The 25214-nt window shown below is 44.2% G+C and carries 26 protein-coding genes and 1 pseudogene; 11 read left to right on the top strand and 16 right to left on the bottom strand.

What is annotated here, in order from left to right; all coding sequences use genetic code 11:
- The first annotated feature begins 118 nt into the window (after nt 1-118).
- Nucleotides 119-1399, top strand: coding sequence for a M48 family metallopeptidase (locus tag KXZ66_RS05555; RefSeq protein ID WP_134991613.1), 1281 nt, complete (start codon nt 119-121; stop codon nt 1397-1399).
- Between the two features lie 38 nt (nt 1400-1437).
- Here the strand turns inward: KXZ66_RS05555 and aprE are convergent, their stop codons facing one another.
- Nucleotides 1438-2583 (bottom strand): subtilisin AprE, encoded by a 1146-nt coding sequence (aprE, locus tag KXZ66_RS05560; RefSeq protein WP_015715621.1) that lies wholly within the window; start codon nt 2581-2583, stop codon nt 1438-1440.
- 433 nt (nt 2584-3016) lie between these two features.
- Here aprE and KXZ66_RS05565 point away from each other — a divergent pair, with 433 nt between their 5' ends.
- The 3 genes from KXZ66_RS05565 to KXZ66_RS05575 all read left to right on the top strand — a co-directional run bounded on the left by KXZ66_RS05565 (nt 3017) and on the right by KXZ66_RS05575 (nt 5718).
- Nucleotides 3017-3466, top strand: a complete 450-nt coding sequence (locus KXZ66_RS05565; protein WP_064671197.1) for a GNAT family N-acetyltransferase — start codon at nt 3017-3019, stop codon at nt 3464-3466.
- A 71-nt stretch (nt 3467-3537) separates the two neighbouring features.
- The gene (locus KXZ66_RS05570) at nt 3538-4530 is read left to right on the top strand and encodes an NADPH:quinone oxidoreductase family protein (RefSeq protein WP_219144840.1); all 993 of its coding nucleotides are present in this window, start codon (nt 3538-3540) and stop codon (nt 4528-4530) included.
- A 216-nt stretch (nt 4531-4746) separates the two neighbouring features.
- The gene (locus KXZ66_RS05575) at nt 4747-5718 is read left to right on the top strand and encodes an ABC transporter substrate-binding protein (RefSeq protein ID WP_064671198.1); all 972 of its coding nucleotides are present in this window, start codon (nt 4747-4749) and stop codon (nt 5716-5718) included.
- A gap of 31 nt (nt 5719-5749) precedes the next feature.
- On the opposite strand, the gene phoE is transcribed toward KXZ66_RS05575, so the two are convergent.
- From phoE to KXZ66_RS05605, 7 genes and pseudogenes are all read right to left on the bottom strand, one after another.
- The gene (gene phoE, locus KXZ66_RS05580) at nt 5750-6331 is read right to left on the bottom strand and encodes a phosphatase PhoE (RefSeq protein ID WP_003233157.1); all 582 of its coding nucleotides are present in this window, start codon (nt 6329-6331) and stop codon (nt 5750-5752) included.
- Nucleotides 6332-6401: 70 nt separating this feature from the next.
- On the bottom strand, nt 6402-7496 hold the full coding sequence (locus tag KXZ66_RS05585) for an acetyl-CoA C-acyltransferase (RefSeq protein WP_159376750.1): 1095 nt from the start codon (nt 7494-7496) through the stop codon (nt 6402-6404).
- On the bottom strand, nt 7493-8932 hold the full coding sequence (locus tag KXZ66_RS05590) for an acyl-CoA synthetase (RefSeq protein WP_219144841.1): 1440 nt from the start codon (nt 8930-8932) through the stop codon (nt 7493-7495). Before KXZ66_RS05590 ends, KXZ66_RS05585 begins: the two co-directional genes overlap by 4 nt.
- 6 nt (nt 8933-8938) lie before the next feature.
- Nucleotides 8939-9499 (bottom strand): biotin transporter BioY, encoded by a 561-nt coding sequence (locus KXZ66_RS05595; protein ID WP_003233151.1) that lies wholly within the window; start codon nt 9497-9499, stop codon nt 8939-8941.
- Nucleotides 9500-9633: 134 nt separating this feature from the next.
- The gene (locus KXZ66_RS22810; protein ID WP_326255844.1) at nt 9634-10149 is read right to left on the bottom strand and encodes a methyl-accepting chemotaxis protein; all 516 of its coding nucleotides are present in this window, start codon (nt 10147-10149) and stop codon (nt 9634-9636) included.
- A gap of 240 nt (nt 10150-10389) precedes the next feature.
- A pseudogene (locus KXZ66_RS22815) lies at nt 10390-11016 on the bottom strand (protoglobin domain-containing protein); the annotation flags it as partial.
- A 54-nt stretch (nt 11017-11070) separates the two neighbouring features.
- Complete coding sequence (locus KXZ66_RS05605) at nt 11071-12600, bottom strand: FAD-dependent oxidoreductase (protein WP_049140685.1); 1530 nt, start codon at nt 12598-12600, stop codon at nt 11071-11073.
- Between the two features lie 111 nt (nt 12601-12711).
- On the opposite strand from KXZ66_RS05605, the gene KXZ66_RS05610 reads away from it, so the two are divergent.
- Nucleotides 12712-13569 (top strand): SDR family oxidoreductase, encoded by an 858-nt coding sequence (locus KXZ66_RS05610; protein WP_021479616.1) that lies wholly within the window; start codon nt 12712-12714, stop codon nt 13567-13569.
- Nucleotides 13570-13596: 27 nt separating this feature from the next.
- Here KXZ66_RS05610 and KXZ66_RS05615 read toward each other — a convergent pair whose 3' ends face one another.
- Entirely contained in the window at nt 13597-13830 is a 234-nt protein-coding gene (locus KXZ66_RS05615; protein ID WP_003233142.1) for an IDEAL domain-containing protein, read from the bottom strand.
- A gap of 292 nt (nt 13831-14122) precedes the next feature.
- Here KXZ66_RS05615 and comK point away from each other — a divergent pair, with 292 nt between their 5' ends.
- Nucleotides 14123-14701 (top strand): competence transcription factor ComK, encoded by a 579-nt coding sequence (gene comK, locus KXZ66_RS05620; RefSeq protein WP_003245329.1) that lies wholly within the window; start codon nt 14123-14125, stop codon nt 14699-14701.
- A gap of 44 nt (nt 14702-14745) precedes the next feature.
- Here the strand turns inward: comK and KXZ66_RS05625 are convergent, their stop codons facing one another.
- On the bottom strand, nt 14746-15645 hold the full coding sequence (locus tag KXZ66_RS05625) for an SDR family oxidoreductase (protein ID WP_041851019.1): 900 nt from the start codon (nt 15643-15645) through the stop codon (nt 14746-14748).
- 216 nt (nt 15646-15861) lie between these two features.
- Here KXZ66_RS05625 and KXZ66_RS05630 point away from each other — a divergent pair, with 216 nt between their 5' ends.
- Nucleotides 15862-16131 carry an excalibur calcium-binding domain-containing protein gene (locus KXZ66_RS05630; RefSeq protein ID WP_021479615.1) on the top strand — a complete coding sequence of 90 codons (270 nt, stop codon included), beginning with the start codon at nt 15862-15864 and terminating at the stop codon, nt 16129-16131.
- Nucleotides 16132-16173: 42 nt separating this feature from the next.
- Here KXZ66_RS05630 and KXZ66_RS05635 read toward each other — a convergent pair whose 3' ends face one another.
- From KXZ66_RS05635 to KXZ66_RS05645, 3 genes are all read right to left on the bottom strand, one after another.
- Complete coding sequence (locus tag KXZ66_RS05635) at nt 16174-17643, bottom strand: sodium:solute symporter family protein (protein ID WP_032725349.1); 1470 nt, start codon at nt 17641-17643, stop codon at nt 16174-16176.
- Nucleotides 17640-17840 (bottom strand): DUF3311 domain-containing protein, encoded by a 201-nt coding sequence (locus KXZ66_RS05640; protein ID WP_003224377.1) that lies wholly within the window; start codon nt 17838-17840, stop codon nt 17640-17642. The genes KXZ66_RS05635 and KXZ66_RS05640 overlap by 4 nt, the downstream gene beginning before the upstream one ends.
- Before the next feature lie 198 nt (nt 17841-18038).
- Complete coding sequence (locus tag KXZ66_RS05645; protein WP_014476361.1) at nt 18039-18410, bottom strand: YhjD family protein; 372 nt, start codon at nt 18408-18410, stop codon at nt 18039-18041.
- Between the two features lie 151 nt (nt 18411-18561).
- Between KXZ66_RS05645 and KXZ66_RS05650 the strand changes: the two genes are divergently transcribed.
- The 4 genes from KXZ66_RS05650 to KXZ66_RS05665 all read left to right on the top strand — a co-directional run bounded on the left by KXZ66_RS05650 (nt 18562) and on the right by KXZ66_RS05665 (nt 21977).
- On the top strand, nt 18562-19185 hold the full coding sequence (locus KXZ66_RS05650; RefSeq protein ID WP_010886465.1) for a TVP38/TMEM64 family protein: 624 nt from the start codon (nt 18562-18564) through the stop codon (nt 19183-19185).
- A 1-nt stretch (nt 19186) separates the two neighbouring features.
- The gene (gene lepB / locus KXZ66_RS05655) at nt 19187-19693 is read left to right on the top strand and encodes a signal peptidase I (protein WP_003233128.1); all 507 of its coding nucleotides are present in this window, start codon (nt 19187-19189) and stop codon (nt 19691-19693) included.
- A 180-nt stretch (nt 19694-19873) separates the two neighbouring features.
- Nucleotides 19874-21373, top strand: a complete 1500-nt coding sequence (locus tag KXZ66_RS05660; protein ID WP_134991608.1) for a monooxygenase — start codon at nt 19874-19876, stop codon at nt 21371-21373.
- A gap of 76 nt (nt 21374-21449) precedes the next feature.
- Nucleotides 21450-21977: a MarR family transcriptional regulator gene (locus KXZ66_RS05665; RefSeq protein ID WP_134991607.1), complete on the top strand. Its 528-nt coding sequence runs from the start codon at nt 21450-21452 to the stop codon at nt 21975-21977.
- Between the two features lie 26 nt (nt 21978-22003).
- On the opposite strand, the gene KXZ66_RS05670 is transcribed toward KXZ66_RS05665, so the two are convergent.
- From KXZ66_RS05670 to ntdC, 3 genes are all read right to left on the bottom strand, one after another.
- Nucleotides 22004-22201 (bottom strand): hypothetical protein, encoded by a 198-nt coding sequence (locus tag KXZ66_RS05670; RefSeq protein WP_014479377.1) that lies wholly within the window; start codon nt 22199-22201, stop codon nt 22004-22006.
- Between the two features lie 664 nt (nt 22202-22865).
- Nucleotides 22866-24086, bottom strand: coding sequence for a glucose/mannose transporter GlcP (gene glcP, locus KXZ66_RS05675; protein ID WP_219144842.1), 1221 nt, complete (start codon nt 24084-24086; stop codon nt 22866-22868).
- 71 nt (nt 24087-24157) lie between these two features.
- Nucleotides 24158-25210 (bottom strand): glucose-6-phosphate 3-dehydrogenase NdtC, encoded by a 1053-nt coding sequence (gene ntdC, locus KXZ66_RS05680; RefSeq protein WP_021479609.1) that lies wholly within the window; start codon nt 25208-25210, stop codon nt 24158-24160.
- Between the last annotated feature and the right edge of the window lie 4 nt (nt 25211-25214).

Raw genomic sequence — 25214 nt, forward strand, 5'->3', positions numbered from 1 at the left:
CAGCGATCGGGTTTTCCATGCTTAAAAGGGTGGAAAAGTGCGGAACACAGCTTGGTTCTAAGAATTTGAATTTATGATTACAATAGAAGTAACGGGTTGATGTGAGGAGTGAGGCGTTATGCGCAAGTGGATAGCGGCAGCAGGACTTGCTTACGTGCTGTACGGGCTGTTTTTTTATTGGTATTTTTTCCTGTCGGGTGATTCCGCAATACCGGAAGCCGTGAAAGGAACGCAGGCTGATCCGGCTTCTTTCATGAAGCCGTCTGATTTGGCAGTGGCCGAGCAGTATTCAAATATCAAGAATTTTTTATTTTTTATCGGGGTACCTCTTGATTGGTTTCTGTTTTTTGTTCTGCTGGTCAGCGGTGTTTCAAAGAAAATCAAGAAATGGATCGAAGCGGCCGTGCCTTTTCGGTTTTTGCAGACCGTTGGTTTTGTGTTTGTGCTTTCGCTGATTACAACATTGGTGACGTTGCCTTTAGATTGGATAGGCTATCAAGTATCGCTTGACTATAACATTTCCACACAGACAACGGCCAGCTGGGCTAAGGATCAGGTTATCAGCTTTTGGATCAGCTTTCCAATCTTTACGCTTTGCGTTCTCGTTTTTTATTGGCTGATCAAAAGGCATGAAAAAAAATGGTGGTTATACGCCTGGCTGTTAACAGTGCCGTTTTCGCTTTTTCTGTTTTTTATTCAGCCGGTCATTATCGATCCTTTATACAATGAATTTTATCCGCTGAAAAACAAAGAGCTTGAAAGCAAAATTTTAGAGCTGGCAGATGAAGCCAATATTCCGGCTGATCATGTATATGAAGTGAACATGTCAGAAAAAACAAATGCGCTGAATGCCTATGTTACAGGAATCGGGGCTAACAAACGGATTGTATTGTGGGATACGACACTGAACAAACTTGACGATTCAGAAATCCTGTTTATTATGGGCCACGAAATGGGCCATTATGTCATGAAGCACGTTTACATCGGTCTGGCTGGTTATTTGCTCGTGTCGCTCGCCGGATTTTATGTCATTGATAAGCTTTACAAGCGGACGGTTCGCCTAACCCGCAGCATGTTTCATTTAGAAGGGCGGCATGATCTTGCGGCACTTCCGCTGTTATTGCTTTTGTTTTCTGTTTTGAGCTTTGCGGTTACGCCTTTTTCAAATGCTGTCTCGCGTTATCAGGAGAATAAGGCTGACCAGTATGGGATCGAGTTGACAGAGAACAGAGAAGCCGCTGTTAAAACGTTTCAGGATTTGGCCGTGACGGGGCTGAGCCAGGTTGATCCTCCGGTGCTTGTGAAGATTTTCAGAGGCAGCCATCCTTCGATCATGGAACGGATTCAACATGCGGAGAAAGAAGAGAATGTGCCGGAACATCAGGATGCTGACAAATAAAAAGAAGCAGGTATGGAGGAACCTGCTTCTTTTTACTATTATTGTGCAGCTGCTTGTACGTTGATTAACCCTTTTCCATAGTAGAAAGAGTTTCCAAGATATGTTGCAGTGCTTTCTAAACGATCACGGACTTGCGCGTTTGTCCAAGTCGGGTGCTTAGAAAGAATTAACGCTGCTGCTCCGGCAACGTGAGGAGTCGCCATGGACGTGCCGTTGTAAGCACCGTAAGTGCCTCCAGGAAGTGTGCTTTGGATGGATACGCCAGGAGCCATCACATCAAGCTCAGAACCTGCGCTTGAGAATGAAGCTCTTTGGTTGCTGCTGTTTACCGCACCTACCGCAATAGTGGAAGGATATTTTGCAGGGTAGCCGACTGTGCTTGAGCTTCCGGACGAACCTTCGTTTCCGGCAGCGGCAGCAACGACGATACCGCTGGAAACGGCTTTATCAACGACTGTTTTCAGCGCTGTAGAACCAGAAGGTCCGCCAAGGCTCATGTTAATAACATCCATATTGTTGGAAATGGCCCATTCAATGCCGTTAATAATCCAGCTATATTGGCCGCTTCCTGTTGAATCAAGCACTTTTACTGCATATAATGATGCGCTTGGCGCTACGCCCAGAACACCGATTGAGTTATTAAGAGCGGCAATCGTACCGGCTACATGCGTACCGTGAGAACTGCCGTCCTGGTATGGGTTTGTTTCAGAAGGTACGAAGCTTGCTCCGCCTCTGACGTTTAAGTCAGGATGAGAAGAGTCAATTCCGCTGTCGATAACAGCTACTTTTACGTTAGAGCCTGTGTAGCCTTGAGAGTGAAGAGCCGGCGCTTTAATTTGAGAAATGCCATAAGGAACAGATTGCGCATATTCATGTGCAATATGATCTTCTTCCACATATGCAACGCTCGGATCTTTTTTCAATTCTTTTACAGCTTTTTCATCCAATGTTGCTGCGGCCGCGTTAACATACTTAAATTGCTTTTGAACCTTTCCGCCTTTTTCAGAAATAACATCCTTTTTCTTGGCGGAACTCATGGCACTCATTGTCTGTTTAAATCCGACAATGTATTTCTTTTCTGTACTGCTTTTTCCGGCAGCCTGCGCAGACATGTTGCTGAACGCCATCGTAAAGATTAACGTTAACGCAAACAACAAGCTGATCCACAATTTTTTGCTTCTCACTCTTTACCCTCTCCTTTTAAAAAATTCAGAGTAGACTCACTTAAAAGACTATTCTGTGAATTTATTGTAATAGATGGAATAATATTTTAGTAGACCCATTTTTTTGAGATGATTTTATCTCTATTTAGGTATATCATCTCTCGCTATTTCCGTAGAGACTCGAAATAACTATTTTCATACAGAAAAGAACGAAAATAGACATGAGTAAATGTTCATTATGCTGAAATGTCATGCTTTTTTAGGTTAAATGCTCCTGAGTCCCGGCAAATTTCTGTCGAAAAAATTCGTTCAAATGACCTGCGTGTGCTTCCGTGAGAACAATGGATATTATCGTGATATTTTTTCAAAGCATGATGATAAAAGTATTCTGAAAAATAAACTTTACAGAAAAGGGATAGAATGAAAAAATTATTGAGAGGGAGGAAGAAATAAGATGAACATTCGCCAAGCAAAGACATCAGATGCGGCCGCCATTGCGCCGTTGTTTAACCAATATCGGGAATTTTATAGACAGGCATCCGATTTGCAAGGGGCAGAGGCTTTTTTGAAAGCTCGTTTGGAAAATCACGAGTCTGTTATTTTGATAGCAGAAGAAAATGGAGAATTCATAGGCTTTACCCAGCTCTATCCAACGTTTTCTTCTGTGTCAATGAAAAGGATATACATATTAAATGACTTATTTGTCGTTCCTCATGCGCGTACAAAGGGAGCCGGCGGCCGGCTGCTTTCTGCCGCAAAGGATTATGCAGAGGAAAACGGGGCAAAATGTTTAACACTTCAGACTGAGCACCACAACCGGAAGGCAAGAAGCTTGTATGAGCAAAACGGCTATGAAGAGGATACCGGATTTGTCCATTATTCTCTCAATGTGCCGGCGAAGTGAAAATGGCGGCTTGATGATTTGGTTTTTTGAACGTTCTTCGGTTACGATATAAATGAAAAGGAGTGTGCCGAATGTCAACGTTATTTCAAGCATTGCAGGCAGAAAAAAATGCCGATGATGTTTCAGTCCATGTGAAAACCATATCAACAGAGGATTTGCCGAAGGATGGTGTCCTGATTAAAGTTGCTTATTCCGGCATTAATTACAAAGATGGTCTGGCCGGAAAAGCAGGAGGCAATATCGTCAGAGAGTATCCGCTTATTTTAGGCATTGATGCTGCGGGTACGGTCGTCTCTTCCAATGATCCGCGTTTTACGGAGGGGGATGAGGTGATCGCGACAAGCTATGAGCTCGGTGTCTCCCGTGATGGCGGATTAAGTGAATACGCTTCGGTGCCTGGTGACTGGCTGGTGCCTTTGCCACAGAATCTTTCGTTAAAAGAAGCGATGGTGTACGGAACGGCGGGATTTACTGCGGCGTTATCAGTGCATCGGCTTGAACAGAACGGTCTGTCTCCGGAAAAAGGCAGCGTGCTAGTCACAGGAGCAACTGGCGGTGTCGGCGGAATTGCGGTATCGATGCTGAACAAGCGGGGCTATGATGTGGTGGCAAGTACCGGAAACCGGGAGGCGGCTGATTATTTGAAACAGCTCGGTGCAAGCGAAGTAATCAGCAGGGAAGATGTCTATGACGGAACGCTTAAGGCGCTGTCCAAGCAGCAATGGCAGGGGGCGGTTGATCCAGTCGGCGGAAAACAGCTTGCCTCGCTTTTAAGCAAAATTCAATACGGCGGATCTGTCGCAGTGAGCGGCTTAACCGGCGGAGGAGAAGTTCCGGCAACGGTGTATCCTTTTATTCTTCGCGGAGTAAGCCTGCTCGGAATCGATTCAGTATACTGTCCGATGGACGTCAGAGCCGCTGTTTGGGAGCGCATGTCTTCTGATCTCAAGCCTGATCAGCTGCTGACCATCGTGGACAGGGAAGTATCATTGGAAGAAACGCCGGGTGCGTTAAAAGATATTTTGCAAAATCGCATTCAAGGAAGAGTGATTGTGAAGCTTTAACAGGATCAGCTTGCAGAGAATGTTATTTTTCTGCAAGCTTTTTTGTGGACAGGATGATCAGCTGCTGAACTGCTGTGTCGTGAAACAAGATTTTCCTGTAAGCCGAACTTTCTCTTCTCATTTAAAAAATAATTGGTGATAATGATTCTCATTCCGTGTTATACTACTCTTGGACATCTTAACCATAGAAACTACCAACAGGAGAGACTGGAACATATGAAAAAAACACTGATTATTCTTACAGTTTTACTTCTTTCTGTCTTAACGGCTGCTTGCTCGTCTTCAAGCGGCAATCAAAACAGTAAAGACCATAAAGTGGCGGTAACACATGATTTAGGGAAGACAAATGTACCTGAGCATCCGGAGCGGGTTGTTGTTCTTGAGCTAGGTTTTATTGATACACTGCTTGATCTCGGCATTACGCCTGTCGGGGTTGCCGATGACAACAAAGCGAAGCAGCTGATCAACAAGGATGTGCTGAAGAAAATTGACGGCTACACATCTGTCGGCACTCGCTCACAGCCAAGCATGGAAAAAATCGCTTCATTAAAACCCGATTTAATTATTGCTGACACGACCCGACATAAGAAGGTGTACGATCAGCTGAAAAAAATAGCGCCGACGATTGCACTTAATAATTTAAATGCTGATTATCAGGATACAATTGACGCTTCGCTTACAATTGCAAAAGCAGTCGGCAAGGAGAAGAAAATGGAGAAAAAGCTGACGGCGCATGAAGAAAAGCTTAGCGAGACAAAGCAGAAAATCAGCGCGAACAGCCAGTCCGTGCTTTTGATCGGAAATACAAATGATACCATTATGGCCAGGGATGAAAACTTCTTTACATCGAGACTTTTAACACAGGTCGGCTATCGATATGCAATCAGTACGTCAGGCAATAGCGATTCAAGCAATGGCGGCGACTCTGTGAATATGAAAATGACACTGGAGCAGCTGCTGAAAACAGATCCGGATGTGATCATCCTGATGACAGGAAAAACAGATGACCTCGACGCCGACGGTAAACGCCCGATCGAAAAGAATGTCCTTTGGAAAAAACTGAAGGCAGTGAAAAACGGGCATGTATACCACGTGGACCGTGCGGTGTGGTCTCTGCGCCGCAGTGTAGACGGGGCGAATGCCATTTTGGACGAGCTTCAAAAAGAGATGCCGGCTGCTAAGAAATAAAAGAAAAGACAGGCAAACGCCTGTCTTTTTCTTATTTGATAAAGCCGGATAAGTGGCTGTTGATATTATAGTCTTTTATCCGCCATTTTTCTTCTGCAAATTCAATGTTGCTGAGGCAGGCGTTGACGAGACGGGTGCTTTGAAGCTCCGGGTCACCGCCGGATATTTCCGTCAGCAGGGCGTGAATTGCCGCACCGTGCGCCACGATCAGCACCTTCTTGTTTGGATACGCCTGGTTCACTTTTGCCAAACCGCCCATCAGCCTGTCAGTGAGTTCTTCTAAGGTTTCCATATTCGGATAGATGTTATCTGGATAGCGCTTTGTCCGTTCCTCCAGCGGCATGCCCTCCGCGTCGCCGTAATCGCGTTCCTTAAAATCATCCATCTCGACTATCGGAAGATGCAGATATTCATTAATAATTTCCGCGGTTCTTTTCGCTCTTTTCAGCGGGCTCGTCACAATAATATCCCAAGAAAAGTCCTTTACATATTCTCCGGTTTCTCTTGCTTGGCGTTCACCTGTTGCGTTTAGCGGGATATCGGTTTTGCCTTGGCATTTTTGCTGCAGGTTCCAATCGGTTTCTCCATGTCTTACTAAACAAACGGCTGTCATAAAATCCCCTTCCTGACTTTATTCATATCGCTATTATACTAAATCGAAAGCGTGTGTCCTATGAAAAAGCCTATGCAAGAACTTCAAATAATAAAGCCAGTCCAATTCCGCCGCCGCTTCCGATGGCTGCAACCACATATTGACAGTCTGTCCGTCTTTTCGCTTCATAAAACAATCTGGTTACCAGAGCTGCACCTGATGCACCGTACGGGTGGCCAAGAGCTAAGGCGCCGCCGCGCACATTGATTTTTGAAAAGGGAATGCCGAGTTCTTGCGAGCAGACACAAATTTTGACGGCAAAGGCTTCATTGATTTCAAATAAACCGATATCCTTAGGTGTTACATCGTGTGTATGTAAGAGGTTACGGATCGCATCAACCGGTGCCGCGGGCGGATAGTTGGGGTGAATCCCACTGACTGCGCTGCCGATAAACCGGAGCACAGGCTTAAGTCCCAGGGCTGCCGCTTTTTCTTCTTCCATTACCAAAAGAGCGGCTGCTCCGTCTGCTATGCCACTGCTGTTGGCTGCTGTGACTGTTCCGGAGCTGGTGTCGAAAACCGGCTTTGCACGGGGAATAATCGCTTCTATCGGCCGCGTTTTCAAAAATGCTTCGTCCGTCTCCAATTCCCCGAGAGGAACAATTTCTTCACGGTAAAATCCTTCATCATGCGCGTTCCTGCTGCGTTGATGGCTGAGAAGCGCGTACTCATCCTGCATGCTTCTGCTGATGGAATAGCGTGCAGCCGTATATTCTGCTGCAATGCCCATGTCTGGATCGCCAATCGCATCTGGAGAAAAGCGGGCCCGTTCTGAAAAAGGGGATTGGCTGCTGCTTTCTGAGCCGCCCGCGATATACATCGTGCCGGCTCCCGCTTGAATAAGGCTGCAGGCATAGCGTACAGCTTCAAGGCCTGAGCCGCACTGTCTGTCAATTGTCATTCCGGGAACCGATAAAGGCAGTCCGGCTTGAAGGGCTGACAGTCTGGCCAGGTTGCCGCCTCTGCCAGTAGCGTTTCCGAGAATGACCTCGTCAACTTGATCCTCTAGCTTTCGGCTGAGACAGCGGATGATGGGAGCCGCCAAATCCTCCGGCAGGAAGGGCTTCAGCAGTCCGTTTTGATTTCCAAAGATCGTTCGTTTTGCATCAACAATAACCGCATTCATTTATACTGTATACTCTCTTCCAGCCATTTTTTCACTCTGGAACGGGCAATTTTTCCGCTGCTCGTTTCCGGCAAGCTGTCTGCAAACACCCATTTTTTCGGAATTTTATAGGAGGCTAATTTCTGTTTACACCAGGCTTTCAGTGTTCTGGCATTAGCGTTTCCAAGAATGACAGCTACAGCGATTTCTCCCCAATACTCGTCGGGAATGCCAACGACAGCCGCGCTTTCAACCTCTGGGCAGGCGAGAAGCACACGTTCAATTTCTTCTGGGAAAATATTTAATCCTCCGTACACGATCATCCCGTTTTCTCTTCCTGATATGTATAGAAAGCCCTCTTCATCAACGTAGCCCATATCATCTACTGTCATCCATTCATCTGGTGTGCTGCCGTTCACATAGCCGGAAAACCGCATCGGGCTTTTGACAAATATTTTTCCGACTTCCCCTGGCTGACAGCGCTCTCCTCCAGCGTTGCGGATTTCGATCCGGACATTATGAAAAGGGCGGCCCGCTGAATGCGGCTTCCGTTTGCTGTCTTCCGGTGAAGAAAACGTCACAAAACTAAGCTCTGATGTGCCGTAAAAATCGTACAGCTTGAGATGAGGCCATGCAGCGGCAAGCTTCTCCTTGGATTCTGCCGGCCAGTCTGCGCCGGATGAAATGATTTTGACGGGACTGTCGGGAAAACCCTCAATCCTTGCGAGGGCGTCTGTCATCGTCGGTACGGTATAGAGAACACTGATGGATTCACGGCACAGCCATTCCTTCGCTTTGGCAGGAGAAAACTTTTTCAGCAAACAAACGGTTCCTCCAAGAAACAAAGTGCTGACTGCCCCGTATAAGAAGTGAGAGGACATTAACGTCCCGGGAATCAATACCGTGTCATTTGATGAAATCGAAAAATCTGTTTCTGTACAGGTAAAGCTCTCTATCCATGAGCGGTGAGATCGCGTAAAGGCCTTCGGTTTTCCTGTCGAGCCCGACGTAAATCCCATATAAAAAGGGTGCCCCGGATCAATGGTAGGCAAGGGATCAGCGGTTGCTTCAGAAATATCTGCCATACAGTTATCCAGCAAAACAACAGGTATCTGGCTATCTGTCAGTTTGTTTTTAAAAAAGGCTAAAGTAACCACAAGATCCGCATTGCTTATGGACAGCCGCTCCTTACATTCAGCCGGGCTCCAGCGTGTGTCGATGGGAATGGCTGTGCATCCAGCCGCTGCGGCTCCGGCAAACAGCTGTAAAAACGCCAGACTATTTGGGAGCAGGATCGCCACACGATTCGGCATGCTCGGCTGTGACCGCAGCCAATTTGCGGTTTGAGAGACAAGCCGATCCCAATCATGGTACGTGATTTGCTCCGATTCAGTCTGGATCGCTACACGGCCGGGCGATGTTTCGGCAGTAGATGAATAGGTATGAGTAATTGTCATGTAGTGTCATCCTCCTTTTGTAAACATCGTATCAGAAAGAGACAAGGCTTGAGTGATTTTTATCGCCAGAAATGCAGATACAGCCGCTTTTATCAAATCACCAGGCACATATGCAAGGCTCATGAAGGCGGCCTGTGACAAATCAATATGCATGATAAAAGCTTGTACCGGTATACCAAGCAGATAAATAAAGATGATGCCGAATACGATATGAGTGAAAAAGAGACGCAATACTGTCACCTTCCGCAGCCTGTTAGCGGCTAAACTGATCAGCCATGAAGCGAGGGGATAAGCAATCAAAAAGCCTGCGCTCGGTCCGAAAAACACACCAAAACCGCCTCGTCCGCCGGGCAACAGCGGCGCTCCGAAGGCGACGAGCAGCAAAAAGACAAGCTGGCTTAAGAAAGCAGACTTTGGCCTGAGGATGCTGCCTGCCAACATGACACCAAGCGTTTGCAATGTAATCGGAACAGGTGTAAAGGATAAGAAGAGAGGGGGCATAAAGCCGAGCACTGCCATCAGCGCGGTGAAAATCGCAATATGCATCATGTCGATTAATTTCAGCATGTGAAATCCTCCAAACAGTAATCAAATATGGTTATACAATAAATGCAGGTAATTATTATGTCAACTGATTTTTAATTTAAGTTTACATAATGAACGCAAAAAAACCGGCCGTATCGCAGACCGGTTTTTGATGGTTATTCTTCTGTCAGGATGACAAGCGAATCAACGGAAGCGGCCACATGGGAAACGGCGCGGCTGACTTCCTGAAGCCCTCCAAGAAAGGCTTGCAGATCGACGTCGATTTTGCCTGATTGCTCTTTGCTGATTTTCATGCTGTGGACGATTTCATCGAATAAGCGGTTAATTTGCGTCATTTTTTCTTTACTTTCGCTGACTAGCTCATTCACGTCTTTGATATGCTTGGATACAATGTTGATTTGTGTATTCGTATTGTTCACAAGCTCAGAAACAGTAGAGACGGTTTTTTTCGTATCCTCAGAAAGCTTCCGCACTTCATTTGCCACGACAGCAAAGCCTTTGCCGTGTTCTCCAGCGCGGGCGGATTCAATAGATGCATTGAGCGAGAGAAGGTTTGTTTGTTCAGCTATGCCTGTGACGATGCCGAAGATTTTTTCAATTTGCTGCGCGATTTCATCCAGCTTGACCATTTCTTTTTCGATTTGGACAAGGCTTGTGTCAATTTTGTTCATCTGTTTTTGCTGGACTTCTAGCTCTTTTTTTCCGCCGATCGACTTTTCTTCAACAGTGCTGGATGTTACAGTGCCGGCTTTGGATGCTTGAGAAATGCCTTCAGATTTGTCCACAAGCTCTTGAACTGATCTGCTTGTTTCTGAAAACAGATTGGCAATCGATCCAGAGGTTTCTTGAATTTTCTGATGAAGAAGGTTTTTCTTTTCTTCTTGTTCATCACGGGTTTGGTTGTACTCGCTTTGAAACGCTTCAAGGACAAGCTGCTGTTCTAAGTTCAAGATTTTTGTTGTTGCTTTAATGGCTTTTAGCAGTTCTTGCTGATTTGTAATGGATGCTTCATAAATGTCAATCATTGACAAAAGAAGCTCTTGAAACGCACCCATATACCATTTTGGCAAAAGGCCGATTCTTAAATGGATGGAGGCGATTCGGTTACGCTTTTCAATGAATTCATCATCGATAACGCCTGCAAACATTTCCTGAATATGCCGTTTTAACGTTTGTTTTAAGCGGTCAACTGAGCTGTGATCATTAATGATATCCATCAATGAGCTTTCATGGTCAAGGTTTTTATAAAACGCATCAACGATATTTACGATATTTTCTTGAATGAGTGGCTGAAGCTGCTCTAACACGTAAAGCTCAGCATCTCCCAACCTGACCATTTTGAGCTGTTTTTTGACATCTGCATGTTTGTTTGTGAGCTGAATGCGGTTTTTTTGCTGTCCGTTTGAATCTGAAAAGTAAGCTGTTTCTTGTTTTCTGTCTTTTTTAAATAACAATACAATGATCCCCCTTGGGAAAAATATAATTTTTACTTTTTGGCTTTTTAAGCCTTTTTCTTTTTTATCGGCCAAGGGAAACATGAATGAAGCTGCAGATGAAAAATATTTGAAAAACCGTTCATTAAAATGAACGGTTTAATCGAGATCTATTTGTTTTAATGGTTTAATGGCCGGACCCTCTACAACTTCGCCAGATGGCTTAAAGCGTGACCCGTGGCACGGACAATCCCACGTATGCTCACTGTCGTTCCACTCGACCTCGCAGCCTAAATGGGTACAAGTCGTATCAACGAGATGGAGGCAGCCTGTCTCATCCCGAAATGCTCCCGCTCGCCTGCCGTTTATGGTGACGGCTTTCCCTTCTCCTGGCGAAATGTCTTCAAATTGGACATCAGGCTTTTCAAGCTTTCCTTTAATCAAATGCTTGGCGACATCGGCATTGTAGGAAATCACTTTCTGCAACCCGGGATTCAGATGGAAACGGGACGGAGTGAAAATGCTTTCGTATGGATTGTCTTTTTTCTCCACAAGGTCTGACAATAGAGTGGCTGCGACTGCTGAGGACGTCATGCCCCATTTTTTGAACCCGGTCGCTACTAGAATATTGTCCTCATTTTCCGACATCGGCCCGATAAACGGGATTTTGTCGATCGTCACTAGATCTTGTGTGGACCAATAATATGGAATGCTTTCGATGCCGATGGAGCTTTCGGCCAGTTGTCTCAGTGTTTCATAATGTGTAGACATGGCTTTTCCCTGGCCTGTTTTATGGCTTACTCCGCTGAAGAGAATCAGCTTTTCACCGTTTACAACCGTATAGCGGAGCGCCACTGACGGCTGATCGATACTCAAATACATGCCCTCGGGATACTCGATCTTCGGCTTGATGGCAAGGACATAAGATCTGTCGGAGTACATTCTCGCAGCATATAATCCGCCTCCGTCATAAAAAGGGAAGTGGGAACAGCATATGATAAAGCGGCTCTTAATGGCGTGCCGGCTTTTTGTTACCACTTCGGGCCTTTCGCCTTTTTTGATATCAAGCGCAACGGTCTCTTCATAAATTCGGCCGCCTTTTTGAACAATTTGCTCCAGAAGCGCTTTTAAGTATTGAAGCGGATGAAATTGAGCTTGATTCTTCATGACAAGCGCCAGCTTAGAACCTAAGGGAATTGGAAGATCCTTGATAAGGTCTCTTTCAATTCCGAGCTTTGTGTATGCCTCATGCTCGGTGCGGATTTTTTGAACAGCGTTTTCATTTGCCGTATAAAGATATGCGTCTTGCTCGATCCATTCACAATCAATTTGATGTTCATCCACAATGCCTTTTATGTAATCAATTGCGTTTTGGTTTGCTTCATAATAAAGCCTCGCATGGTTTAATCCGAAATGGCGGATAAATTCGTCGTATATCATGTCATGCTGTGCGGTAACTTTAGCAGTTGTATGCGCAGTGGTTCCGTTAAGAACCTGATTTGCTTCAATCAAAACGACACGGAAGCCTCTCTTCGTAAGTTCATATGCCGTTGTGATTCCCGTAATCCCGCCTCCGATAATGGTGACGTCACATTCAGTGTCCTCTTGAAGCGCAGGAAAAGAAGGCAGGTCAGTTGATGTTTTCCAGTATGTTTCAGGTGCTTCCTTTGCAAAATGTTGATTAGCCAAGCCGTTATACCTCCAATCAGATTTATTCTTAATTTTTCCATATTCTATCTTTTCATACATAGGAAGCAGGCATTGTTCATAACATAATAAGGTTGAAAAGGAGTGATTTCATTGGCGAATCAAAAAAAGAAAACATTACCGCCTCAGCACCAGAACCAGCAGCCTGGTTTTGAATATCTGATGGACCCGCGTCCGGTTTTTGATAAGCCGAAGAAAGCGAAAAAATTAGAGGGCAAAACCGCTATTATTACTGGAGGAGACAGCGGGATTGGACGCGCTGTCTCGGTGTTATTCGCAAAAGAAGGGGCTAATGTGGTCATTGTGTATTTGAATGAACATCAGGACGCCGAGGAAACAAAGCAGTATGTAGAAAAGGAAGGGGTAAAATGCCTGCTGATTGCAGGAGATGTCGGGGATGAAGCGTTTTGCAATGATGTGGTCGGGCAGGCAAGCCAAGTGTTTCCATCCATTGATATATTGGTTAACAATGCAGCTGAGCAGCATGTCCAGCCAAGCATTGAAAAAATCACCAGCCACCAGCTGATGAGAACCTTCCAAACAAACATTTTTTCCATGTTTTACTTAACAAAGGCAGTGCTGCCTCATTTAAAAAAAGGGAGCTCTATTATTAATACCGCTTCAATTACCGCCTATAAAGGCAATAAAACGCTGATCGATTATTCAGCGACAAAAGGCGCGATCGTTACGTTTACAAGGTCCCTTTCCCAGTCGCTTGTTCAGCAGGGCATACGGGTCAATGCAGTGGCACCGGGTCCCATTTGGACACCGCTTATCCCGGCCAGCTTTGCCGCAAAAGACGTGGAAGTGTTTGGTTCAGACGTGCCGATGGAACGCCCGGGACAGCCGGTCGAAGTGGCGCCAAGCTATCTATACCTTGCCAGCGACGATTCCACATACGTCACAGGGCAGACGATTCACGTCAATGGCGGAACAATTGTGAACGGATAATAAAAAGCCAATCCTTGAAGGATTGGCTTATTCGCTCTGCTTGAGCGCTGCATATTCTTTAGAGAGCGTAAGAAACGCATCTTTATCTTTTTCGTCCAAGGCTTTGTTAATTTGGTCCGTCAGCATGGCAAGCCGACGGTTATACAAGGATTCATCGAGCACCATTTGAATGTAAATATCCGTCATTGTGACATCGAATTCTTTTGTTTTTTGCGTGTTGCGGGACTTCATGAGCTCAGTGTACGATTTTTTCTCTTTCATAAAGAATCCCCCCAATGCCTTTTTTATAGTATATGGATAACGGTCGAAAAAATCAATAAATTTTTATAATTTTTAGACAACTAATACTTGGCAATCTATCGACATATCCTGCAAAATGCCGTAAACCGGCAAATCTTATGAAAGTAAAATCGGTTTATTACTAGTCATTTAGTACCATTAAATATCATTAAAAGATGATTTTATCTTAAATGTTAAAAAAACCTGTCGTTTTATAAAAACAGATGATAGATTATTAGTATAAATTTTGCAGAAAAAGGATGGAGGCCATAATATGAGTCAGAAAACAGACGCACCTTTAGAATCGTATGAAGTGAACGGCGCAACAATTGCAGTGCTGCCAGAAGAAATAGACGGCAAAATCTGTTCCAAAATTATTGAAAAAGATTGCGTGTTTTATGTCAACATGAAGCCGCTGCAAATTGTCGACAGAAGCTGCCGATTTTTTGGATCAAGCTATGCGGGAAGAAAAGCAGGAACTTATGAAGTGACAAAAATTTCACACAAGCCGCCGATCATGGTGGACCCTTCGAACCAAATCTTTTTATTCCCTACACTTTCTTCGACAAGACCCCAATGCGGCTGGATTTCCCATGTGCACGTAAAAGAATTCAAAGCGACTGAATTCGACGATACGGAAGTGACGTTTTCCAATGGGAAAACGATGGAGCTGCCGATCTCTTATAATTCGTTCGAGAACCAGGTATACCGAACAGCGTGGCTCAGAACCAAATTCCAAGACAGAATCGACCACCGCGTGCCGAAAAGGCAGGAATTTATGCTGTACCCGAAGGAAGAGCGGACGAAGATGATTTATGATTTTATTTTGCGTGAGCTCGGGGAGCGGTATTAGAAAATAGAAAGGAGCTGACCCACAGGGCAGCTCCTTTCATAAAGCTATGCCGTCGGAATTCCTCCGGTGATGCCATATACCTGAGATGTCACATAGCTTGAATTCTCTGAAGCTAGAAATACATAAACATCGGCCAATTCCACTGGCTGACCAGCGCGATTTAATGGAGCTGGCGGCGTGCCTTGTCCGAATTTCGGGATGTTTTCCGTCGGCTGTCCGCCGGAAATTTGCAGCGGTGTCCAAATTGGTCCGGGTGCAACTGAATTTACTCTGATGCCTTTGGAAGCAAGCTGTTTTCCCAGTCCAACGGTAAAGCCGATAATGGCGTTTTTTGTTGCTGCGTAATCTAACAACATCGGGCTTGGATTATAGCCTTCAACTGAGGTAGTTGTGATAATTGAAGCTCCCTCCGGCAAATACGGAAGCGCCGCTTTTACAACCCAGTAAAGGGAAAAGACGTTCACTTCAAATGTTTTATAGATTTGTTCAGTAGGCAGATCTTCGATGTTTTCGACCGCTTGCTGTTTGCCTGCAACGAGCGCTAGCACATCAAGTCCGCCGAGTTTGTGATGCGACTGTTTGACTAGATCTTGGCAAAAGGATTCGTCGCTCAAATCTCCGGGGATCAGCACTGCTTTTCGGCCTTCTGCTTCAATCAGCTCTTTTACCTCTTCAGCATCTGGCTGTTCCTCGGGCAAGTAGTTAATGGCCACATCGGCACCTTCTCTGGCGTAAGCAATCGCGGCAGCGCGGCCGATACCGGAATCGCCGCCCGTGACAAGCGCTTTTCGACCCGTTAGTTTACCTGATCCTTTGTAGCTTTTTTCTCCGCAATCAGGGACAGGCTTCATGTTCTTTTGCAGGCCTGGCGGCTCTTGATATTGTTCAGGAAATTCATCATGAAAAAATGCTTTTATAGGATTCGTAAGATTTGAATCAGACATCATCAACGCTCCTTTTCTGTTTGGTGTACATTCGTATGTGTACCCCTGAGCATAAGCAGAAAAACATGTTTTGGCAGTTTGAATAGTGAAGGAAAAAGAAAACAAGAAAAAACAAAGACTTCTTCCATATTTATCTTGTCAAATAAGACTATATGAATTATGATAAATTCGAGCTATAAATCAACTAAATATTGGGTGTTGGGGGAGTGAATCGTCATGAAAAAAGCTGCCGCGGTTTTGCTGTCACTCGGTCTCGTTTTCGGTTTTTCATACGGAGCTGACCATGTGGCAGAAGCCAAAACAAAGGTGAAGGTCTATAAGAACTGCAAGGAGCTAAACAAAGTATACAAAGGCGGAGTGGCCCGCACATCGAAGGTGAAAAACAAAGGCGGAAAAACGAAGTACAAGCCTTACGTTTCTAAGGCGCTTTACGATGCCAATAAAAACAAAGACCGCGATAAAGATCTTATCGCCTGTGAACGGTAAATAAGAAAAAGCAATCTGGTGTCCAGATTGCTTTTTTTATGCTTATGCAGCCTGATCGGCCGCAGCGCTTTTCGCCTTCCTTGTCATTAGGCTGACTGCCATCATGACCGAGATATTCAAAAGCAGGGCGACGATGCCAACATTCAGGTCTTTTGCGGCTTGCGGCAGCGCCGGAAATAAAGTGCCGATCGTCGTTTCCGTCATTGTAATATAAGTAACTGCTCCGACACCTGCAATAATGCCGGCGAAGGCTCCTTGCTTTGTCACCATATTATGCTTGAACAGGCTGAACAAAAGGGCGGGGAATAGCTGTGTGACAAGGCTGTAGCCCATCAAAAGCAACGTAACGATGGTATTCCCGCCTTTGAAGGTAAAATACACCGAAATCAACGCAATCACCGGCACTAAAAACTTAGCAAGAGCCGATACCTGTTGTTCTGTCGTGCGGGGCGCAATTACCTTGTACACATTTTTTGCAAACAGCGTGGAGGCGGACATTAAGATCATAGACCCTGGCACAAGTGCTGTCAGCAGTCCGGCAGCACCGATAATTCCGACAAACCAAGGGTCAAATGCTTGCAGAGACAGTTTCAAAAGCGATAGATCCCCGTCTGCGCCTTTCAGATCTGGAACTTGCAGGATAGCCGCGAAGCCGACGAAAAGGACGAAGAGCAGGACCAGCTGGTACAAAGGCATGATGATGGCGTTTTTACGAAACACTTTTGGGTTTTCGGCTGAATACGAAGCGGAAAACGTGTGAGGCCACATGTAAAACCCGAGCGCTGTCAAGAGTACGGTTGAACTGAACCAGGCCACACTTTGTCCCGATTCGGATAGCGTAAGAAAGCCAGGCTTTGCCGTTTCAATCTGCTGAAACATGTCTTGAAATCCGCCGTAGTAATGAATTGGCAAATACACACCTAAAAACAGAACGACAACCAGAATCATGATGTCCTTCACAACCGATATCCAGGCAGACCCGTGAATGCCTGAAACCATAACATAAACCGTGATGGAAACAGCGCCGATCCAGATGGCGGCGGTCGGGGTGATTTTGCCGTACGAGGTTTCCGATACAATCAGCCCGAGGCCTTTCAGCTGCAGTACAAGATAGGGAATGAGTGCGGCGATGCCGACCAGTGAAACGAGAATGCCAAGCAGCGGACTGTTGTATTTTTTTGTGAAAAAATCAGATTGCGACATTAGTTTATGCTGTTTCGCGTACGTCCAAACTGCTGGAAGAAGCCAGTAAGAAAGGATGTAGGCCAGACATCCGTAGGCGATGATATAAAAGGCTGGACCGCCCTTTCCGTAGGCCCAGCCGCTGCCGCCGAGAAACGTAAAAGTAGTATAAATTTCGCCTGCCATCAAAAGGAAGACGAACACAGTTCCGAAGCCGCGCCCTCCAACCGTCCACTGCTCCAGGTTCATGTCTTTTCCTTTTTGGGCGCGTATACCGAGAAAAATACTCAAGAGCAGGATACCGAAAATGATGATGAGAGCTGCATTCATTCTGCTTCCTCCTTTTTATTTTCCTTGTCGAGGACATACACAATCGCCATCAGCGCAGAGGTCAAAAGAGCCCACATCACAATATAGGCAAGAATAAACGGCATGCCGAACACATAGGGGGTCACCTTATTTGCAAAAGGGATGCCGAGTAAGATTCCGATAAAGGGCAAAGCGGCAAGAACGTGAATCAGTTTCATAGAATCCTCCTTCTATTTAGGATTGGGGTGTACAAGCCTAAGCGTACTGAAAATGATGTCGCAGATATGGCAGCACATGTCACTTTTTAAGGGGAAAGGCTGTGGTTCGAATTATAAATAAATTTATTTTGTTTGTATAGTGTGAATTGTCTGAAATTAATGATCTGAATCGCCCGAAGAGGGAACGGGCAGTATGATTCAAAAGGCTCGGAGTCTGTCCGGGGCAAATAGATAGTATGTTAATAATTCGCTGACCTGCTCACGGATTCGCGGATTAAAATAGCGATGGTTTTCTTCATAACCGTCGATGACAAATGTATAGAGCGTAAAGGCTTCATCGCGTTCCGTCTCGCGGATTGCAATTTTTCTTTTCCTCAGTTCTTTTCTGACCTCCATCAAATCCTTTTGTGCTATTTTTAATGATTCGCTGATAAGCTGTTTATAAGGATGCTTCAATTTTAATGTGCTTTCTTCAATTCCGGCGAGATCACGGTTAAAAATCGTAATGGCCATGGGCAAAAAGAGAGCCCGTTCAATTAAATCGTATATTTCCTCCTGCAGATTTGGCATATTGACTCCTTCTTTCTAAGGGAACGTTTGTTCTATTTGTATTCTATATCGGCTGGTGAAATGTTTCAAGACAGAAAAAATCACCAAAACTTTTTAGTTTTCTGCTGATAATGTGTAGAATAAGGATAGACAAACCCGGTAAGGAGTATAAATGTTGGAGCATTTTTTATCCTATTTGACACAAGAACATTTAACTGAATTATTTCAAAGCTATAGGGCTTTCGGTCCGCTCATAGCTGTGCTGCTGCCTTTAATTGAAGCATTTCTCCCGTTTTTGCCGCTGATCGTGTTTGTGGTGGCGAATACGAACTCGTTTGGCTTGTGGGAAGGATTCATCCTGTCTTGGGCGGGATCAACTGCTGGTTCCATTCTCGTATTTTTGATTGTCCGTCAATACGGACAGAGAAAATTGCTTGGATTTATCCGCAGTCATCCGTCTGTAAGAAAGCTGATGTTATGGGTGGAAAGACACGGCTTCGGTCCCATGTTTCTTCTGCTTTGTTTTCCATTTACACCGTCAGCCGCGGTGAATGTTGTTGCCGGTTTGTCAAGGATCGGAACGCGGCCGTTTATTTTGGCGGCAGCCTCGGGGAAGCTTGTCATGATTTTTATGATCAGCTTCATCGGATATGATCTGCACGCGCTGATTACACAGCCGATTCGAACGGTCATCGCCGTATTGGTGATCACTGTCTTATGGTATGTCGGCAAAAAGGTGGAGCGGTATCTGCATGTAAGAGCCAGTCAGCGTGAGCATGATGGAGGGAGACAGTAACATGAAAAAACGGTTTTGGTTTCTTGCCGGTGTAGTGTCCGTTGTTCTCGCCATTCAGGTTAAAAATGCTGTCTTTATTGATTACAAGGTAGAAGGCGTCAGTATGAACCCGACCTTCCAGGAAGGAAACGAATTGTTGGTCAATAAATTTTCGCATCGATTTAAAACCATCCATCGTTTTGACATCGTCCTTTTTAAAGGCCCTGATCATAAAGTGCTGATTAAACGGGTAATCGGCTTGCCCGGTGAAACGATCAAATATAAAGATGATCAGCTGTATGTGAACGGAAAGCAGGTTGCTGAGCCATTTTTGAAGCATTTGAAATCTGTTTCTGCCGGCAGCCATGTAACGGGTGATTTTTCTTTGAAAGATGTGACGGGAACAAGCAAGGTGCCGAAAGGAAAATATTTTGTCGTTGGAGATAATCGCATATACAGCTTCGACAGCCGGCATTTTGGTCCGATAAGAGAAAAAAATATTGTCGGTGTGATTTCTGATGCCGAATAAAAAGACGCTAATGGAAGAGGCGTCTTTTTGTATGCCGTTTGGAAAAATGTGTTGAAGAAAAATTTGTAAGGAGCTATAATCAAAATTGTTACCAGCGTAACAAAATTTATATATTTTTTTGATTGGAGGGTCGTTTTTATTGGTTTTTGTTCGTTTTTCATGAAACAAAAGGAGTGGTGAATGATGATGAAATATGAAGCAGTGATTATAGGAGGAGGACCGGTTGGATTTATGCTGGCTTCTGAGCTTGCGATGGCCGGAGTGGGAACATGTGTGATTGAACGGCTTGAAAAACCTGTTCCGCATTCCAAGGCGTTGACGCTGCATCCCCGAACGCTGGAGCTCCTTGAGATGAGAGGGATTTTAGAGCGGTTCGTATCCAAGGGAAGCAAGATACCTTCCGGACATTTTTCAATGCTGGATACCCGTCTGGATTTTTCAGGCTTGGATACGAGCTGTCCTTACACGCTTTTGCTCCCGCAGTCCAAAACAGAAAAGCTGCTTGAAGATCATGCACGAAGGCTGGGAACAGAGGTGTTTCGGGGTGCAGAGGCGCTGTCGGTTACGCAAAACGGGGAAGCGGTCCAAACGATTTTTAAGGATCGGGACGGCAGTGTACGGACGATCACAAGCAAGTTTGCCGTTGGGGCAGATGGCGCCGGGAGTACCGTCCGGAAACAGGCAAAAATTGAGTTTCCGGGAACAGACAGCACTGTCACCGCTGCGCTTGGGGATGTGGCGCTCCTTTCTCCGCCGCCGTCAGGCGTGCTGTCCCTTTGCACAAAAGAGGGCGGTGTTATGATTGTTCCGTTATCTCCAGACCGATACCGTGTCGTTGTGATCAGTCCTTATCGCACGCAAACGCCGAAAGATGTGCCTGTGACTGAGGAAGAGCTGAAAGCTGACCTCCTGCGAATTTGCGGAACTGACTTTGGTTTAAGCGACCCTTCGTGGATGTCGCGGTTCGGGAACGCCGCGCGCCAAGCGAAACGGTATCGGGACGGCAGAATCTTTCTTGCGGGTGATGCCGCGCATATTCATTTTCCGGCGGGCGGGCAAGGACTGAATGTCGGCCTTCAGGATGCAATGAACCTTGGGTGGAAACTGGCGGCGGCCATCAAAGGCTCTGCGCCTTCATGGCTTTTGGACAGCTACCATGACGAGCGGCACCCGGCAGCTGAAGGGCTCCTCAGAAACACGGAGGCACAGACAAAGCTGATCGATTTCACTCAAGCAGGCCTCCATTTGCGAAGCATGATGTCGGAGCTGCTGGCCTTCCCTGATGTGAATCGATATGTAGCAGGGCAAATTTCTGCACTCGATGTCAGATATGAAGCTGATCGTACCATGCCGCCGAATCGTTTGAACGGGGCAAGGCTCCCTGACATGAAGCTGATTCTTTCCGACGGCAATTCGGAACGGCTGTACAGCTTTCTCCAAAACGGGACATTCGTTTTGCTGTCATTGAGGCAGGAAGCTGATGATCATATCGAAGTGAAAGGCTTACGTATGGTAACCGCCTCGCTTGCAGAACCGAATGAAAAGTTGCGGGATGTGCATACCATATTGATTCGTCCCGATGGACATGTAGCCTGGGCGGTGGATGCATCAGCGCCCGATTGTTCCGAGGTGATTCCAAAAGGGATAAGCCGCTGGTTTTCCGTCACCAGCCGAGTATAATTCAATTCGATTGTTTCATCTGTAACAAAACGGTATGATAGAAGAAACAATCGAATGAAAAAGGATGGAAAACCCGATGAACACAGATCATACGAAACGCAATCTTTTTGAATTGTATGCGGAGCTCATTCATCAACAGGAGAAATGGGAGGGGCTTATTAAAGCCTTTTTATCTGACGAATTGAGGAAGCTGGATGTAGAGCACGGGAGTAAATCTCAATTGACGATGACAGAAATTCATGTTCTATCCTGTGTCGGGGACAATGAACCAATTAATGTCACGTCGATAGCAGAAAAAATGAATACGACAAAAGCGACTGTATCACGCATCTGCACAAAATTGCTCGGCGCAGGCTTCCTTCACAGAACACAGCTCAGCGATAATAAAAAGGAGGTCTACTTCCGATTGACGCCTGCTGGAAAAAAGCTGCACAGTTTGCACAAATATTATCATCAGAAGGCTGAACAGCGTTTTCTGTCATTTTTTGACCGCTATACCGAGGAAGAGATTCTTTTTGCGGAACGGCTGTTTCGGGATCTGGTGACAAAATGGTATCCGTCGTCAGAAGAAATTGAAGGGGGGCTTCCTAGCATTTTTAAATAAAAAACACGCACTGCGGTGCGTGTTTTTCACGTTTCTTCTTTCTTTTTCAAGATTGTAACGTAAATCAGATTTCCTCCGACTAAAATCATAAGCGGCAGTCCAGGGGAGCCGGATGTCACCAAATTATAAATCAGCCAGATTCCTAAACATATTCCATAATATAAGTGCATTGCCTTCTCGGGATTGTCGCGCAGCAAACTTCCTTTAATAATCTTTTTCATCATATCGCCCCTATTAATTTTAGGATTTCCCTTTAGTTTACATGCATCTTCGGTTCATCTCAAAATTTGCTCTTTGGCTTTTGATGCTCTCAAAATATTTCGAGGGAATTTTAGAATTATTTTTTTACAGATATGTTTTCTGATAGCTCTGCCCACTTCTATCATCTACTATCTCCCTTGCTAAAACACTGTTTTCTCCATATAAACAAGGAAAGACCTTCTGTAGCAAGCCACCTATTTAGTCCTTTTATTTCCTCTTGGGAGGAATGTCTCACTTTCTATTTCGGCTAATACTCCCATAGAATCAACAAATGTAATACTTGTTTCATTTTCACGCATAAGAATTTTCGTACCCCCACTTAATAGACCCTGTCATTTCTCAGCTAAGTCTGTTGTTAACTTGCCAATATCTTCTGCAGAGATGCCGTACCATCCAACAATTCGTTATGAATCAACCTATTCTGAAATTGGTCAGAGATCTCTAGAATACCCAAGTAACTTGTGATTTTACTTTCTAATAATTGGAACCACTGATCTTTTTCACTCAATGTATCTTCTATATATATAAATTTGTACATGTATTTACCTCAATTCATTCATTTGTTTTATTTTTATTTGAAAAGTAAAAAGAGGACATTAAGTCCTCTTCTTACTTACGATATGTCTATTAGTATCTTTCATTTACACGTGTTTTTGATGCTTTGTTTTGAAGGGAAATAGGGTCTTCTGTTTTAGTTCTCCTAATCTTTACAGAAATACCTACTAGAATGACCGCCATAGTTGTAAATATTCCCATGGTTAATAAGATCGTATCCTGGTTTAAACTCCATCCAATTAAGAAAGAGATGATCGCTCCTCCGAAACTTGCCGAGGCAATAAATAAACTTGTAACTTCGTCAACGTACTTCTGAATAATGATTGATGCTAGTGTTAAAGCAATGGGAAATATGCCCGCTATACTTAGGCCAATCAAAAATGTACCACCCAATTGAAGTATTGGGTTACTTATATAAGAGAAAGCAATCAACAAAACAATTAAACAACTACAGCTAAAAAGAAGGTATTTGGAAAAATCAAGCCTTCTACTTACGAAACCAATCAATATTCTTCCTATGATGATCCCTACCCAGAAAAAGGAGACACTTATAAGACTAATTTGTTCATTGTCTTGGTTTATCATGATTGAAGGTAAAAAGTTGGCAAAATTTGTTTCGATTCCAGCATATAGGAAAGCAAAAAATACAAAAAAGCCTAATTGCTTTGATTTTTTTCTATCTCCTATAAAGTATTGAAATGCTCCTCCGTCTGGAAAGGTCACTTGTTGGTTAGCATTCTTAGCGTACTTTCGGTTCTTGGACAAGAAAATTAACCACCCTACGAATAGGACGAATAAAAAGGTGAATATACAGTAATACGGTAAAAACCAGTTATTGATATCTATGAAGGAATTAATTAATAATGGGAAAGATAAAGCGCCTAATCCAAAGAGAACTTCCAGCTTACTCATTTTTTCTGCATTACTTTCGAAATTAGCAATAACAAATGAACCAACTGTCGTTTCTAATGTGCCTGCCCCATATCCTAAGAGAAAAGCCATTACAACAATATAATACCAATCCTTAGTTAGAAAAAAGATACTTAACGCTACAAGCATTATTGTCAAAGCTAAAGTAAGTGTCCTAAAATGACTGTATTTCTTAATCATTAACGGTGTGATTAATACTCCGCTTAGAAATCCGGTAAACTGAAAGAAGATTATGACCGAAATATCATCTGTTGTCTTGTTAAAAGCCTCTAATAGAAATGGTGTCAAACTCCCTGTTGATATATGGATAATACCTACTGTAAAAAAGAAAGCATATCCGAATAAATATGTCCCTCTTAACATTCATTACACCCCTATATGAAAAAGCAGGAAAGTAAATTCCTGCTTTTTTAGTAACTTCTCTCTTTGAAATACTAGTTGACTGCTGAAACAGACATTGGTTGAGAGTTGCTGTCTTTCTCAAAGAACATTTCTAACACTTCCTGAGATCTAAAACCATCACTAAAAGTAGGGATCTCAACCCAATCATTCTGAGTTGATGCAATCCAATTGATTAACTCGCTTCTAAAAGAATCAGCCCATCCATAAAACTCGTTTGGCGGATCGTTTAATAGGCTTTGCGGTACTGGGCAGTCTACCACGTTCAAGCCATCTATGAGCTTGTAAACGTGAGGATTACCTGTGTGGTATTTAAACTCTTTTTTGTGTCCAACTACCTCAATGCTAAAACCACAGTCTTCAGGTACAGAACATTTTGATGTGATGATATTTACAAATACCTTGTTCTTCAGCTGGCCATAAATTTCTGCATAGTCATCTACTAGTACCTGTTTATCCTCTTTTGTTTTTACATTTGTGTTCATCTTTGCCCTTACTGATTCTGTGATGAAATCACTCTCAAACAAATACCATACCATGTCGATAAGGTGAATACCCAGATCCCCCAATGAACCACTCGTCTTCTTACTGTTAGCGTCATCTCTCCAAGTAAACTTCTTGCGCCTAAGTGCACTATTTTTCTTGAAGTGTACTTTTATGGACAGGATGTTACCTAGTTCATTATTGATAATTAAGCTTTTTAAGATATTTACGTAAGATAAATATCTATAATTAAATCCCATACTGGCTCTTACGCTCAACCTTTCAGCAGTATCTTTCATTATGCTTGCTTCTTCAAGAGAAATAGCCATAGGCTTTTCACACAATACATGCTTATGTTTTCCTAATGCTTGCAAAGCATGTTCTTTATGGCAAAAGTTTGGTGATGCTACAATTAAACCTTCTGAGGCATCAATTAGTTCATCTACGTTTTCAAATGACTTCCCGCCGAAAGTTTTCACAAAGCTTTCTGCATTTTGTTGATTTATGTCATATACCCCTACCAACTCTGCATTTTTTATTGTAGATAAAGCAGTTGCATGCGCTCTTGCAATACCACCTGCACCTATGATGCCGATCTTCTTCATTTTT

The sequence above is a fragment of the Bacillus sp. LJBS17 genome (assembly GCF_019334685.1).
Taxonomy (GTDB): Bacteria; Bacillota; Bacilli; order Bacillales; family Bacillaceae; genus Bacillus; species Bacillus subtilis.